Source organism: Streptomyces achromogenes subsp. achromogenes (assembly GCF_000720835.1).
Classification (GTDB): domain Bacteria; phylum Actinomycetota; class Actinomycetes; order Streptomycetales; family Streptomycetaceae; genus Streptomyces; species Streptomyces achromogenes.
On the sequence record NZ_JODT01000054.1, the window covers coordinates 17,930 to 32,243 of the forward strand.

General features: G+C 73.1%; 14 protein-coding genes. 13 read left to right on the forward strand and 1 reads right to left on the reverse strand.

Features of this window, described 5'->3' with window-relative positions; all coding sequences use genetic code 11:
* Positions 1–168 precede the first annotated feature (168 nt).
* From IH25_RS0135260 to IH25_RS0135280, 5 genes are all read left to right on the forward strand, one after another.
* Positions 169–711, forward strand: a complete 543-nt coding sequence (locus tag IH25_RS0135260; RefSeq protein WP_030620536.1) for an SDR family oxidoreductase — start codon at positions 169–171, stop codon at positions 709–711.
* Between the two features lie 148 nt (positions 712–859).
* Positions 860–2,104 carry an MFS transporter gene (locus tag IH25_RS0135265; RefSeq protein WP_030620539.1) on the forward strand — a complete coding sequence of 415 codons (1,245 nt, stop codon included), beginning with the start codon at positions 860–862 and terminating at the stop codon, positions 2,102–2,104.
* 131 nt (positions 2,105–2,235) lie between these two features.
* The gene (locus tag IH25_RS0135270; protein ID WP_051754362.1) at positions 2,236–3,084 is read left to right on the forward strand and encodes an alpha/beta fold hydrolase; all 849 of its coding nucleotides are present in this window, start codon (positions 2,236–2,238) and stop codon (positions 3,082–3,084) included.
* 347 nt (positions 3,085–3,431) lie between these two features.
* Positions 3,432–4,640 carry an IS701 family transposase gene (locus IH25_RS0135275; RefSeq protein ID WP_078844582.1) on the forward strand — a complete coding sequence of 403 codons (1,209 nt, stop codon included), beginning with the start codon at positions 3,432–3,434 and terminating at the stop codon, positions 4,638–4,640.
* 46 nt (positions 4,641–4,686) lie between these two features.
* Positions 4,687–5,400 (forward strand): response regulator transcription factor, encoded by a 714-nt coding sequence (locus IH25_RS0135280; protein WP_051754363.1) that lies wholly within the window; start codon positions 4,687–4,689, stop codon positions 5,398–5,400.
* 92 nt (positions 5,401–5,492) lie between these two features.
* Here IH25_RS0135280 and IH25_RS0135285 read toward each other — a convergent pair whose 3' ends face one another.
* On the reverse strand, positions 5,493–6,248 hold the full coding sequence (locus tag IH25_RS0135285) for a maleate cis-trans isomerase family protein (RefSeq protein ID WP_030620549.1): 756 nt from the start codon (positions 6,246–6,248) through the stop codon (positions 5,493–5,495).
* A gap of 267 nt (positions 6,249–6,515) precedes the next feature.
* Between IH25_RS0135285 and IH25_RS0135290 the strand changes: the two genes are divergently transcribed.
* Genes IH25_RS0135290 through IH25_RS0135325 form a run of 8 tightly spaced genes read left to right on the forward strand, consistent with a single transcriptional unit; the run spans position 6,516 to position 14,010 of the window.
* The gene (locus IH25_RS0135290; RefSeq protein ID WP_030620552.1) at positions 6,516–7,667 is read left to right on the forward strand and encodes an isopropylmalate synthase; all 1,152 of its coding nucleotides are present in this window, start codon (positions 6,516–6,518) and stop codon (positions 7,665–7,667) included.
* A 54-nt stretch (positions 7,668–7,721) separates the two neighbouring features.
* Positions 7,722–7,907, forward strand: a complete 186-nt coding sequence (locus tag IH25_RS0135295; RefSeq protein ID WP_030620554.1) for a hypothetical protein — start codon at positions 7,722–7,724, stop codon at positions 7,905–7,907.
* A complete protein-coding gene (locus tag IH25_RS0135300) occupies positions 7,907–8,758 on the forward strand; it encodes an ATP-grasp domain-containing protein (RefSeq protein ID WP_030620557.1) in 852 nt (283 codons plus the stop codon). The genes IH25_RS0135295 and IH25_RS0135300 overlap by 1 nt, the downstream gene beginning before the upstream one ends.
* Positions 8,755–9,810: an N-acetyl-gamma-glutamyl-phosphate reductase gene (gene argC, locus IH25_RS0135305; protein WP_030620560.1), complete on the forward strand. Its 1,056-nt coding sequence runs from the start codon at positions 8,755–8,757 to the stop codon at positions 9,808–9,810. Before IH25_RS0135300 ends, argC begins: the two co-directional genes overlap by 4 nt.
* Positions 9,807–10,622, forward strand: coding sequence for an amino acid kinase family protein (locus tag IH25_RS0135310; RefSeq protein WP_394298462.1), 816 nt, complete (start codon positions 9,807–9,809; stop codon positions 10,620–10,622). Before argC ends, IH25_RS0135310 begins: the two co-directional genes overlap by 4 nt.
* Before the next feature lie 11 nt (positions 10,623–10,633).
* Complete coding sequence (locus IH25_RS0135315; protein WP_030620566.1) at positions 10,634–11,197, forward strand: type 1 glutamine amidotransferase; 564 nt, start codon at positions 10,634–10,636, stop codon at positions 11,195–11,197.
* A 33-nt stretch (positions 11,198–11,230) separates the two neighbouring features.
* Entirely contained in the window at positions 11,231–12,352 is a 1,122-nt protein-coding gene (locus tag IH25_RS0135320) for a Glu/Leu/Phe/Val dehydrogenase dimerization domain-containing protein (RefSeq protein WP_037656254.1), read from the forward strand.
* Positions 12,349–14,010: an AMP-binding protein gene (locus tag IH25_RS0135325; RefSeq protein ID WP_030620573.1), complete on the forward strand. Its 1,662-nt coding sequence runs from the start codon at positions 12,349–12,351 to the stop codon at positions 14,008–14,010. The genes IH25_RS0135320 and IH25_RS0135325 overlap by 4 nt, the downstream gene beginning before the upstream one ends.
* Positions 14,011–14,314 lie beyond the last annotated feature (304 nt).

Sequence of the window (14,314 nt, forward strand, 5' to 3'; positions counted from 1 at the left end):
CAGCGGTTTCGCCGGTCACCGGTGCCCGTGGCCAGGCACCGTACGTCAGCCCCCCCGGGTGCCCGTGAGCCGGCCGTAAGCCGTCCCGAAGGTTTCCCGAAGCGCCCGGGCGCAAGGTCGATACCACCGAGCCGTTGTGGCAGGTGCGGCGCAGGAAGAGGAAGCAGCATGACCAAGTACGCGGGCCGGACGGCCGTAGTCGTCTCAGAGGCCACCGCCATCGGACTGGCCGTGGCCAAGCGTCTGGTGGAGGGCGGCGCCCAGGTCGTGCTGACCGCCCGCACCACGGAGGAGCGGGACCGCCTGGGCGGGGAACTGGGCTCCGCCGCCCGGGTCGTCGCGCCCTCCGACGTGACCGCCTGCCTCGGGCCCGGCGGTGTCGTCGACCTGCTGTTCGCGGATGTCGTGGCCACCGCCCGGCCGCTGCTGCCGCGGCTCAGGGACGGTGGCGCGGTCGTGCTGATGACCCCGGCGCCCTCACCCGCCGCCGTGCACGCGCTGGCCGGCGAGCTGGTCTCCCGGGGCATCCGCGTCAACGCCGTGGCGCCGGGCTGTATCGAGGCGCCGGGCGGCAACGGGGTGCCCCTGCCGCCCCTGGGCCGCCTCGGCGCCGCCGAGGAGGTGGCCCGGGCCGCGCTGTTCCTGGCCACCGACGCCACGTTCACCACCGGGGCCCGCCTGCCGGTCGACGGCGGCCTGAGCCGGCCATGACGGCGTACCGGCGGACCCGGCCGGCGAGCCCCAGGCCTCCCGGCCCACCCGATCCCCCTGGCGCACCCGGTCCCCCCGGCGCACCCGGCTCCCCGGCCCCGCCCCGAGTCCTCACCCACTCCGTCCCCGAACCCCTGGAGCACATTCCATGAGCACCACACCCGATACCGCGACCGGTTCGCCCGTGCGGACCGGCGCCGAGGCGAGTCCGGCGGGCGCCGGCGAGCAGCAGAAGCTGCCCATGTTCGCCCTGCTGGCCCTCGCGACCGCCGTGTTCATCACGAGCCTCACCGAGACCCTGCCCGCCGGTCTGCTCCCGTCCATGAGCGACGACCTGAATGTGAGCGAGTCCGCGACCGGGCAGACGGTCACGATCTACGCGCTGGGCACCGCGCTGACCGCGATCCCGCTGACCGCGGCGACCGCCGGCTGGCGGCGCAAGCGGCTGCTGCTGACCTCCATGGCCGGCTTCGCCGTCGCCAACACCGTCACCGCGCTGTCGTCCCTGTACGGGCTGACGATGGTGGCGCGCTTCGTCGCCGGTGTCGCGGCGGGCCTGGCCTGGGCGCTGCTCGCCGGGTACGCGCGCCGGCTGGCCCCGGTGCCGTTGCAGGGCCGGGCCATCGCGGTGGCGATGGCGGGCATCCCCGTCGCCCTCTCCCTCGGCGTGCCCGCCGGCACGTTCCTCGGCAAGGTGACCGACTGGCGCGTGGCGTTCCTCGCGATGACCGCGCTCACCGTCCTCCTGCTGGCGTGGATCGCCGCCGCCGTACCGGACTACCCGGGCCAGGAGCGCGGCGAGCGGCCGAAGATGCTGCACGCCCTGAAGGTCCCCGGCGTGGTGCCCGTGCTGTTCGTGACGCTGGTCTTCGTCCTGGCGCACACCATCATCTACGCCTACATCGCCACCTTCCTCGACGACCTCGGCATGGGCGGCAACACCGACCTGGTGCTGCTGGTGTTCGGCATCGCCTCGCTGGCCAGCATCTGGATCGTCGGCGCGCAGATCCACCACCGGCTGCGCGTGCTGACGGTCGCCAGCTCGCTGCTGGTCGCGGTGTCCGCCGCGGTGCTGGCGGTGCTCGCCGACCAGACGGCGTTCGTCTACCTCGCGGCCGTGCTGTGGGGCCTGGGCTGGGGCGGGGTGCCGACCCTGCTGCAGACCGCGGCCGGTGACGCGGGCGGCGAGAAGGCGGCCGACGCGGCCCAGGCCATGCTGGTGACGCTGTGGAACGTCGCCATGGCGGGCGGCGGTGTCATCGGCGGTGTGCTGCTCGACCTGACCGGCAGCGACTCGCTGCCGTGGAGCGTGCTGCTGCTGATGCTGCCGGTGATCGCCGTCGTCGTCCTCGCCCGCGGCCACGGCTTCCCCGCCAAGCGCCCGGTGGCGTAGGCGCGGCGTACGGCGGCGGGGACGGCCGGCTCTCCCCGCCGTATCGCCGTACCGGGCCCTTTCGCCCCGCCGGCCCCCCCTTGTCCACCACCCTTTCCTCACCACCCTTGTCATCACCGGACTGTGGAGCCATGACCGAAGAGACTGGACCGACCGAGACCGCCGGGACGCCGAAGCAGGCGCAGCAGCTGCTGCACCACGTCGAGTTCGGCTCCGGTACGCCCGTGGTGCTGCTGCACGGCTACACCATCGACCACCGGCTCCTGCTGCCGCTGGAGCCCGTGTTCGCCGCGCGCCGCGGCTGGCGGCGGCTCTACGTCGACCTGCCCGGCTCCGGGCGCTCGCCCCGGCTGTCCGGGCCGGTCACGGCGGAGGCCATGGGCGAGGCGGTGCTGCGGTTCGTGGACAAGGTCGTCGGCGACGAGCCGTTCGCGGTCGTGGGCATCTCCTACGGCGGCCAGCTCGCCCGCCATCTGATCGCCGAGCGCGGCCCGCAGGTGCTGGGCGCCGCGCTGATCGCGCCGCTGGTCAAGCCGGGCGGGGAGCGGACGCTGCCCGAGCGGCGGGTGCTGGCGAAGGACGAGGCGCTGCTGGCCGCGCTCGACCCGGCCGACCGCGAGGTGTTCACGAGCATCGCGCTGTACCAGGACGACGCCGGCTGGAACGCCTTCCGCGACCATGTGCTGCCCGGCCTGCGCGCCCATCACCGTGAGGACGCCGCCGAACTGCTCAAGGCGTACCTGCTCCGGCAGGCCCCGGAGTCCCGGTTCGGCACGCACGACGGCACGCATCTGGTGGTGACCGGTCGTCAGGACCACATGGTCGGCTGGCGGGACCAGCTGGAGCTGCTCGACCACTATCCGCGCGCCACCTACGCGGTCGTCGACGGCGCCGGGCACAACGTCCACCTCGACCAGCCGGACACCGTGCACGGGCTGCTGGGCAACTGGCTCGACACCCTGGCGGCACAACGCGACTGATCAGACGCCGGGCCGGCCTCCCGAGTCGACCGCCGAAGGTATCCCCCGGCCTTCGGCGGTCATCGGCGTGCCCGCGTTCAAAGTTTTGTTCATAAGATTTTGACACGTTCTCGATCTTGGACAGGCGGGCGTATCAGTATTGGGTCAACCGGTATTTACCGACCCCTGCCCACGGTCCTCCACACCCGTCACCGCACCGCGTTTGCCCAGGTCGGCGCGGGAAGTAGCGAAGTGCCATACGAGCGCCGGACAGGATTGTGCATCCGAGGGTATTTTGTGGCCCGGGCACATGCACGATGCACCGGCCTCAGTCTGAGCGTTACGAAATACGAGGGGACGTAGCGTTTATGTCGTCGAGTGAGACGCGCATGGCAACGAGCGACGGTCCGCGTATCCAGAGGTTTGTGGAGGACATATTCAGATCACTTCACAGAGTGGAGCAGCATCGCTGGGCCCGGGCCTATCTGCGGGCCCTGCTGCAGGGCTCCGGTAAGAAGACACCGCGGCGCATGGCCCAGGAGGACTTCTTACCCACGGCGGCGATGCGCGGGCTGCACCAGTTCATCAACGCCAGCTCCTGGGACTGGCGTCCGGTGCGCCGCGGACTGGCCCGGCGGGTGGCCGCGACGGCGTCGCCCTACGCCTGGACGGTCGCCGAGCTGGTCATCCCGAAGAACGGCGAGCACTCGGTGGGCGTGCACCGCCGGGTGGACCCGGCGACCCGGCAGACCGTCAACTGCCAGCGCGCGCTCGGCCTGTTCCTGGCCGGCGCCCAAGGCGCCTTCCCGGTCGACTGGAGCCTGGTGCTCAGCGGCCCCTGGGACGGCGACCCAGAGCGCCGGCGGCGGGCCCGGATACCGGAAGGGGAGAAGGAGCGCCCGGTCGGTGCCTACGTCCTCGACTACGCCGCGGACGCGGTCACGCTGCCGCACGGGGCCGGGCTGCCCTGGGTGCTGGACCTGACCCGGTGCGACGACGCGGCCGGTGTGCTCACCGGCCTGGCCCGGGAGCGGCTGGACGTGCTGGCCGAGGTCGACCCCGGCCAGATCGTGCTCGCCGGCCAGCACACGCCGACCGTGCGCACGGTCGGCGGACTGATGGGGATCCGGCACGCCCGGCAGCCGCACGTGATGATGCGGCAGGCCCCGGACGGCCGCACCAAGGCCGTGACGATCCACACCTACACCGGTACCGTCCGGCTGCCGCAGCTCGCGGGCGCCGACGGCGGCTCGCGCGCCTACCGGATCCTGGAGCGGCCCGCCCTGGACGGCCGGCTGCCCGCCCGGTACTGGCTCACCAGCCTCACCGACCGGCCGGTGGACGAGGTGCTGTCCCTGGTGCGGGGCCGCACCGCCGCGCTGTCCGCCGTCTCGGTCCTGCAGAACCGTCTCGGCGTCCTGGACTTCGAGGGCCGCTCCTTCCCGGGCTGGCACCACCACATGACGATGGCCTCGGCCGCGTACGCCTACCAGTACCTCGACGACGACCCCGGGCACCCCCTGGACCCGCCGCCGGCCGCCCGCGCGGCCGAGCCGAGCAGGGCCGGTGCGAGCTGACGTGCGCGAGGGAGCGGAGGCAAGCGATGAAGAGGGGACGGCAGGGGTGACGAACGTACTCGTGGTGGAACGGGACGCCGCCGCGGCCGAGGCGACCGAGCGCGATCTGCGCAGACAGGGCTACACCACGCGGAGCGTGCACACCGGGGCGCGGGCGCTGCGTACGTACCACGACGCGGACCTGGTGCTGCTCTCGCTGGACCTGTCGGACATGGACGGGCTGGAGGTGTGCCGGTCGGTGCGCAGCAACGGCGACATCCCGCTGATCGCGGTGACCGACGACGACGACGAACTGGAGCGGGTCCTCGCGCTGCGCGCCGGGGCGGACGACTGTGTGGTCAAGACCTGGAGTTTCCGGGAGATAGGCGCGCGCATAGAGGCCGTGCTGCGCCGGGCGTACCGTGAACGCGCCCCCGAGAAGACGATTTCCCTGCGTCCGCTGCATATCGATCCGCGTACCCGGGAGGTGCGACTGCACGACCGGCTGGTGCCCGTCACCTCCAAGGAATTCGAGTTGCTGTACGTGCTGGCGCAGAATTCCGAGACGGTGGTGTCACGAAAGGAACTCATGGCGAAGGTGTGGGGCAGCAACTGGGCCTGCACCAGCCGCACCATCGACACCCATGTGAGCAGTCTGCGGTCGAAACTGGGCTCCAGCCGGTGGATCACCACGGTGCGGGGCGTGGGCTACCGGATGGGGTACGGCGACTGCCGCACCGCCGAGCGCCCGGAGGCCTCCGAGCTGTCCGAGGCGTCGTAGGCCACGAGGCGCCGGACGGTCACCGGGCCCGTGCGAGGACGGGGCCCCGGGCGCACGCCGACGGGCGTGCGCGCGGGGCCCCGCCGTGCTGCTCAGACCGCCACCGGCGCCAGCCGGCGCAGCAGCGGGTGCGCCTCGCCGGTGTCCCCGCCGGCCAGGGTGCGCCCGGCCCACCACGCCGAGGCCAGGTTGGACGTCAGCAGGGTGCGGCCGGGCTCGCGCCGGGCCAGCTCGTCGAGCGCCGCGAGGGTGCCCATGCCCGTGCCGGTGAACAGCAGGGCGGTGTCCGCGGGCAGGGCGGAGGCGGCCAGGCGCTCCCGTATGCGCGCGGTCGTGACCTGGTACGGGTCGTGGTACGGCTCCTCGCCCGGGATCTCGCGCGCCGGGACGGACACGATCCCGTCGACGGTGAGGCCGGCCGCCTCCCAGAAGGCGCGCGAGGTGTCGGTGAGCCAGGGCTGGTACGGCGAGACGAGGGTCAGCCGGCGCACGCCCAGGGCCGCGCAGGTGGCGAGGATCGCCTGGGTGGAGGACCACACGGGGTAGCCCGTGCGCTCGGACAGCTCGGCGCAGAAGGCGCGGTCGCCGTCCGGGCCGAGCAGGTAGTGGGAGGCGCTGCACGCCACCACGGCCCCGTCCAGCCGCATGCCGCCGAAGTGGCCGAGGGTCTCGGGCAGGACCCGGTTGTAGGTCTCCAGCATGTCCTTCAGGCCGGCCCCGGGCGTGGTCGGGAAACGGGCCGTGTACACGTTCACCCGGCTGCCGAGCAGCGTGGCGAACTCCGGTTCAGCGGTCGGGTTCTCCGGCGGGACGACAAGCCCCAGCCGGGGCAGTGAGAGAAGGTCCATGCCTCGCACGGTAGGCGCCTCACGCGTGCCCGGGCGCCGTATTCCGCCGTCTCTTGCGTACGCCGACACCCTTCTTGCAGACCCTGTACTTCTTGACATTCCCTGACACTTTTCCACGGCCTTCTGACGCGGAATTCGTTGCCTCACCGGCCGTGCGCCGAGGAAGCTGTTGGGCAGCGCCGGCCGCAATCGTTCCCGGATTGCGGTTCACCTGACTCGTCCGGAATGCAGGCGGTACACCCCTTCCCGAACAAGGAGTGACCTGAAATGGCAGCGGAAAACCCAGAGAAACTCACCGACCCGCCCCTGATATCCGACGCCACCCTGCGCGACTCCGCGCACATGGCGGGCGTCGAGTTCGGCCCGAAGGACGCGGCGGCCATCGCCGGCCTGCTGGTGCGCACCGGCGTCGAGCTGGTCGAGGTGGGCATGGTCTCCGGTCCGGGCTCCAAGGACGCGCCGCTGATCGAGGCCGTGCACGAGGCCGTGGGCCCCGAGCGCAGCATGACGCTGCTCGTGGTGCGCGACCGCCAGCAGGTGGCCCGGGCCCTCGACGAGGCCGAGCGGCTGGGCGTGCGCCACATCATGTACTCCATCCCCACCTCGGAGCAGCACGCCACCCTCAAGCTGGGCACGCCCAGCGTCAAGTTCCTGCACGCGGTGGCCCGTTCGGCGATCTCGCAGGCCAAGGAGCGCGGCTTCCACGTCACCTTCAGCGGCGAGGACGGCGCCCGCACCCCCCGGGAGCGGCTCGTCCCGTACGTCACCAACGGCTTCGAGGCCGGGGCCGACCGGTTCCGGCTCGCCGAGACCGTCGCCTACCTCTCGCCCTGGCAGATGGAGGCGAAGATCGCGGACCTCACCGCGATCGACGGCTCCGAGATCGAGATCCACTCGCACAACATGCTGGGCATGGCGGTCGCCAACTCGCTCGCCGCCGTCCGGGCCGGCGCCCGCTGGATCTCGGCGACCGTCGGCGGCATCGGCGAGCGCGGCGGCAATGCCCCGCTGGCCGAACTGCTCACCTCGCTCCGGGTCGTGTACGGCGACACCCGCTTCGACCTCACCCACCTCACCGAGCTGTCCCGGCTCGCCCTGAAGGGCGCCGGACTCGGCAGCGCCTTCCAGTCCGGCCCGACCACCCCGCACGCCTTCGCCTACGAGCTGCCCGGCCAGCTGAGCAACCCCGAGGCGTACGAGACCCTGCCGGCCGAACTCGTCGGCGGCACCCGTGAACTGCGGGTGCGCACCCGGCTGACCCCGGCCCTCGTGACGTGGGCGCTGACCGACTCCGGGGTCGAGGTCGACGTCGACGCCTTCACGTCCTGGCTGACCGAGCGTCAGATCGCGGCCGGCGGCCCGGTGCTGGACCGGGACGCGGTCCGCAAGGCCGCGGTCGACTTCCAGGCCGCCGCCTGAACCACCCCTTCCCCCTTTCCCTTCCTTTCCCTTCCTTCGGAAACGGAGTCCACCATGACCACCGCCACCCTCTCCGGCGCCTGCCCCGAGTGCGAGACCGACCTGACCGTGCCGCCGGTCGTCCAGGGCGAGACCCTGTCCTGCCCCGAGTGCATGCTCACGCTGCGGGTCGAGGACGTCTCCGACGGGCGGCTGACCCTGGAGACGGTCGAGGTCCAGCTGCGCGACTGGGGCCAGTGATGGGCAGCAAAGTCGCCGTCGTCGCCGACCGGATCGCCTGGGAGGAACGCGAGCTGATCCAGCGGGCCGACGCCTTCGGGCTCACGGTCGACTGGGTCAACGACGAGTCCCTGTGCCTCGGCGATCCGGCCGCTCCCTCCGTGCGGGACTACGACGTCCTGCTCGTCCGCAGCCGCAGCTACACCCGCGGCGGCCTCGTCGCGAGCCTCGCCGAGGCCGCCGGGGCCCGCACCGTCAACACCGCCCGGGCGATCCACGCCTGCGAGAACAAGGCGGCGCTGCGCACCGTGCTGCGCGCCGCGGGCGTCCCGGTGCCGGACTTCCGGCTGGTGCTGTCCCGCAAGGACTTCACCCAGGCGCTGGAAGAGCTGCAGACCCCCGTCGTCCTCAAGCCGGTCTTCGGCGGCATGGGCAAGCGGGTCACCCTGATCCGGCACACCGACACCGCCCAGTCCGTCTACGACTACGTCGAGGACCTCGGCCACGCCTTCGAGCAGGCCTGCCTGGTGGAGCCGTACATCGGCGGCGGCACCTCGGTGCGCTGCCTGGTCGTCGGGGGCGAGCTGGTCGGCGCCGCCGAGTTCGCCAGCGGCGGCACCGACTGGCGCAACAACGCCGCCCTCGGCAACGACAGCCGCGCCCTCGCCCACGACCCCGACATCGTGAAGATCACCGACGCGGTGTCGGCGGAGCTGGGACCCGGCATCTACGGCATCGACCTGTTCCGCACCGACGACGGCTACGTCGTCAACGAGGTCAACCACGCCCCCGGCTTCCGGGCGGTGGCCTCGGCCACCGGCGCGGACGTCCCCTCGGCCATCGCCCGCTACGTGCAGGAGCTGCTCGCATGATCCGCGCAGGAGTCGTCGGCGCCTCCGGGCTGGCCGGCGGCGATCTCATCCGACTGATCACCCAGCACCCCGACCTGGAGCTGACCTTCCTCGGCGGCTCCTCCAACATCGGCAAGCGCCCCGCCGAACTGCACCCCGGTCTGCGCATCGACACCGGCCTGACCGTGCGGCCGGTCACCGACGACGTCGCCGGCCAGGTCGACGTACTGCTGCTGGCCACCCCCGCCCCGGTCTCCGCCGAGCTGGCCGCGCGGTTCGCCGACCGGGTCCCGGCCATCGTCGACCTCAGCGGCGCCTTCCGCATCCGCACCCCCGAGCGGCACGCCCGCTGGTACCCGAAGGTCGAGCGCAGCACCGAACTGGCCGACCGGTTCGTCTACGGCGTACCCGAGCTGATCGGCGACCAGCTGGCCGACGCGGCGCTGATCTCGCTGCCGGGCTGCTACGCCACCGCCATCACCCTGGGCCTGGCCCCGCTCACCCTCGGCCTCGGCCTGGACCTGAAGACCGTGGTGGTGGACGGCAAGAGCGGCTCCAGCGGCGGCGGCCTGCACCTGCGCACCGCCGACCTGCACCCCTTCCGCAACGGCGCCATCGCCCCGTACGCGCCCACCGGGCACCGGCACGCCGCCGAGGTCAGCGACTTCCTGGAGCGCAGCAAGCCCGGCTCGGTCGGCTCGCTGAGCATGTCGGCGTACGGCGTCTCGCATGTGCGCGGGCTGCTCACCAGCAGCTACGTCTTCACCGACGGCGAGATCGACCAGCGCACGCTGCAACGGGCGTACCTGCGCTTCTACAAGGAGCACCGGTTCGTGCGGGTGCGGCGGCACACCGAGACCCTCATCCCGGTGCCCGACCCGCAGGCCGTCCTCGGCTCCAACTACTGCGACGTGACGGCCATGTACGACGAGGAGGCCGGCCGGATCGTCGTCCTCGCCGCGCTGGACAACCTGGTCAAGGGCGCGGCGGGCCAGGCCGTCCAAGCGGTCAACCTCCGGTTCGGACTGCCCGAGGAGACGGGCCTGACGATGCACCCGGTGATGCCCGCATGAGCACCGCACAGCAGCCCGTGTCCGCCCTGGCCGCCCCGGCCGTCGTCAAGCTCGGCGGCAGCGCCGTCGACGACCTCGACGGGACCTGGTGGGACGACCTGGCCCGGCTGGGCCACCAGCGCCCGCTGGTCCTCGTACACGGCTGGTCCAAGCCGCTGAAGAAGCTCAGCGCCCGCTACCGCGAGCCGTCCGCGATCCTGCGCGACCGCTACGGCAACCAGAGCCGCTGGACCACGCCCGAGGTCATCGAGGACATCAAGACCGTCAGCGCCCGGCTCGGCGAGGAGGTGCTCCAGCGGCTGCGCGAGCGCGGCCTGGACGCCGGCCGGCTCCTCGGCAGCGACGGACTGCTCGCCGCGGGACAGGCCGAGCGCTGGTGGTGGCGGGACAAGCAGCTGGTCGAGCTGGAGAACCTGGTCGGCCCGGTCACCGACGCCGACCCGGCCCAGCTGAAGGACCTTCAGCCCGGCCGGGCCCGGCTCGTCACCCCGCTGGCCCGCAACCCCGAGGGCCGCGAGGTGAACACCGACGCCGACCGGGCCGCCGCCGCCCTCGCCGGGGCCGTCGGCGCACCCGACCTGGTGCTCGTCACCGACGTCAGCCATCTGCTGATCGACGGCGAGCCGGTGCGCGAGATCGGCGCCGAGGCCGCCGCCGCGTTCCGCGACAAGGGCGCCACCGGCGGCATGCGCAAGAAGCTGCGGGCGGCTGGCGAGGCCCTGGAACGCGGGGTGGACCGGGTCGTCATCGGCAGCGCGCCGGTCTCCGACCTGCTCGCCGCCCGCACCGGCACCGTCATCACGCGAACGTGAGGAGGACGCACGTGGCGCAGCCCCGTGTCCTGGTCGTCAACAACGGAACACTGTCCCTGCCCCAGCTGCGCCGCCGCTTCGAGGAGCTGGGCTCGGCCACCGAGGCGGTCGACGCGGTGTCCGTCCCCGCCCGGCTCGACGGCCGCTACCAGGCGATCGTGCTGAGCGGCACGAAGGTGCGGGCCTACGACCAGGAGCACTACAAGCCGCTCATCGACCTGGTCATGACCTCCGACGTGCCCGTCTTCGGCATCTGCGGCGGGATGCAGATCCTCGCCGTCGCGGCCGGCGGCACGCTCGCCGAGGGCCCGCAGCGGGTCGGCGGCTACGAGGTCCAGGTCGACAAGGAAGAACCCCTGTTCACCTACGTCAAGCCGACGGTGACGGTGTTCCACCGGCACACCCTGTACCTCCAGCAGGCCCCGGCCGGTTACCGCTCCATCGGCCGCTCCGAGCACGCGCCCGTGGAGTTCCTGCGCTCCGACGACGGCCGCGTCCACGGCTCCCAGGCCCACCTGGAGTTCCGCAGCGACGGCCGGGAGATCCTGCGCGGCTTCACCCAGCTCTACCAGTAGTCCCGCTCAACGATCGAGGAGTTGGCAGTTGCCATGAGTTTCACGGAAGACAGCCGGGAGCCCGCGTTCGTCACCCACCTGAACGGCAGCGGTGGCGAGGTCAAGGGCTGGGTGGTCGTCGACACCCTCGTCGACGGCCTGGCCATGGGCGGCGTGCGGATGACCCCGAACGTCACCGAGGAGGAAGTGCGCGGCCTGGCCCGCGACATGACCGACAAGTTCACCCTGGCCGGCCTGCGCATCGGCGGCGCCAAGGGCGGCATCGTCTCCGACGGCGGCGACCGCGAGGAGACCTTCCGCACCTTCGGCCGCACCGTCAAGCCCTTGCTGCACGGCGGCATCCACCTCGGCATCGACATGGGCGTCACCCCCGCCGACCGGGCCGTGTTCTTCGCCGAGGCCGGCTACGACCCGCGCTACCGGCTGGGCGCCCCGGACATGCCCATCGACTGGCGCACCTACTACGAGCCGCTCATCGACGTCACCGGGCACGGCGTCGGTGTCGCCGCGCTGACCGCACTGGAGGCCGGCGGCCACGGCGAGGCCGCCCGCGTGGTGGTGCAGGGCTTCGGCGCCGTGGGCCGCGCGGTCGCCCGGTTCCTGGAGGAGCGCGGTCATGTCGTCGTGGCCGTCGCCGACGTCCAGGGCACCATCAGCGCCGACCGGCTGCCGGTGGCCGACCTGGTCGCGATCACCGACGAGTTCGGCCGGATCGACCGCTCCCGGCTGCCGCAGGGCGTCACCACCTCCGCCGAGCCGGACGCCTGGCTCGACGTCGACGCCGACGTGCTGGTCCTCGCCGCCCAGAAGCACGCGCTGAACGCCGGCAACGTCCACCGGCTGCGCGCCGCCCTGGTCGTCGAGGGCGCCAACCTCGCCTCCGAGCCCGAGGCCCGGGAGAAGGCCCGCGCGGCCGGAGCCACGCTCGTGCCGGGGGTCATCGCCAACATCGGCGGGGCCGGCGCCGCCGCCCTGGCCGTCACCCGGGTCGTCCCCTTCGAGCTGGCCGCCGACGCCCGCAAGGCGTGGGTCTTCGACTGGATCGGCGACCGGGTACGGGAGAACACCCGGGCCCTGCTGGAGATCGCGGCCGGCCGGGCGGGCGACCCGCTGCCCGAGCTGCTCGCCACCCGCCGCGAGGAGCTGCTGCGATGACCGCCCCGGCCGAGACCCGGCGCCCGGCCGTCCCGGCCGAGGACGCCGCCGAGTACCTGCGCCGCGGCTGGTGGCGCACGGAGACCTTCCTGGACGACCTGCGCCGCCAGGCCCGCGAGCGCCCGCACCGGCTGGCCATCGCCGGACGGCGCGTGGCCGAGTCCCGCACCGACACCCTGGACTACGCCGAACTGGCCCGGCTCACCGACCGGTTCGCGCTCGCCCTGCTCCGGCTCGGGGTGCGCCGCGGTGACGTCGTCGCCGTCCAGCTGCCCAACCGGTGGGAGATGGTGCCGCTGATGTTCGCGTGCATGCGCGTCGGCGCCGTCATCTGCCCGATCTCCCCCATCTGCCCCGAGGGCGAACTGCGCCACCGGCTGGGGCTGACCGAGGCCCGGGTGGCGGTCACGCTGCCCGAGTGGTCGGGCACCCCGCTGGCGAAGATCGTCACCGGGCTGCGGGCCGAGCTGCCCGCGCTCGCCCACGTGGCGGTGGTGGACGGCCCGGTGCCGGAGGGCGCGATGTCCTTCCACGAGCACTTCGTGGCCATGCCCCGGGAGGAGGAGCCCGGTGCCGGGGAGCGCCTTGAGGGGCTGGCTCTCGGGCCCGACGAGCCGTTCGTGGTGCTGTTCACCTCCGGCACCACCGGCGAGTCCAAGGGCGTGCTGCACAGCCAGAACACCGTCCACTCGGCCGTGCGCGGCTACGTCGACGCGTTCCGGTCCGACGGCGAGGACTGGGTGGCGGCGGTGTCCACCCCGCTGGTGCACTACTCCGGCTTCGCGCAGGGCGTCCTCGGGGGCGTCATGCTCGGCGGCACCGTCGCCTTCCAGGACGTCCGCAAGAACGAGGCGCTGCTGGACCTGGTGGAGCGCTACGGCGCCACGCTGCTGTACGGTCCGCCGGCCACGCTCGCCGACGTGGCCGCCTCCCAGCGGGTGGAGAAGCGGGACACCGGCAGCCTGCGGCACGTCGTCATCGGCTCCGCGCCGGTGCTGAAGGAACTGGCCGACGAGGTGCACGCGACGCTGGGCGCCCGGACGTACTCGCTGTGGGGCATGTCCGAGAACGGCCCCGTCACGATGACCCGGCCCGCCGACCCCGAGGACTGGGCCGCGTACAGCAACGGCAGCCCCATCGACGCCATGCGCTTCCGCATCGAGTCGCCCGGCGCCGACGGCACGGGACGGCTGAAGGTGCGCGGCGCCTCCCTCGCCCTCGGCTACTACCGGCGCGAGGAGGTCTTCGCCGCAGAGTTCGACGCGGACGGCTGGTTCGACACGGGCGACCTGGCGCGGGACGACGGGCGCGGGGGCATCCGCATCGTCGGCCGGGCCCGGGACGCCATCGTCCGCGACGGGCAGGTGGCCCCCATGACCGAGCTGGAGGCGGTCATCGGCAGCCACCCCAAGGCCGTGGAGGCCGCGCTGGTCGGGCTTCCGCCCGCCACCGCCGACGGCGCGCCGGTGATCTGCGCGGTCGTGGTCCCGCGCGCCGGCCAGACCCCGACCCTGACCGAGATCCGCGACCGGGTCCGCGCGTCCGGGCACGACGAACGGTTCCTGCCGGACCGCGTCGAACTGCTCCCCGCCCTGCCCAAGACCCTGACCGGCAAGGTCCGCAAGGCCGAACTCCGCGCCCGCTACGGAACGGGGTGACCCCCATGCCCACCACATCGCACACGGCTGTGCCACCGGCCACGGAGCCGGCCTCGCGGCCGGCCCCGGCCCCGGAATCGCCATCGGTTCCGGCACCGCAGGCCACCCCGGCCCCGGCTCCGGTGTCGCAGGCCGTCCAGGCCCCGGTGTCGCAGGCCACTCCGGCCCCGGCGTCGCAGGCCGCCCAGGCCCCGGCGTCGCAGGTCACCCCGGCCCCGGCGCCGCAGGTGACGACGGCTCCGGCGTCGCAGTCGGCCCCGGCCCCGGCAAGTCCACCATCGCCCAGCTCCTGCCGCGCCTGTAC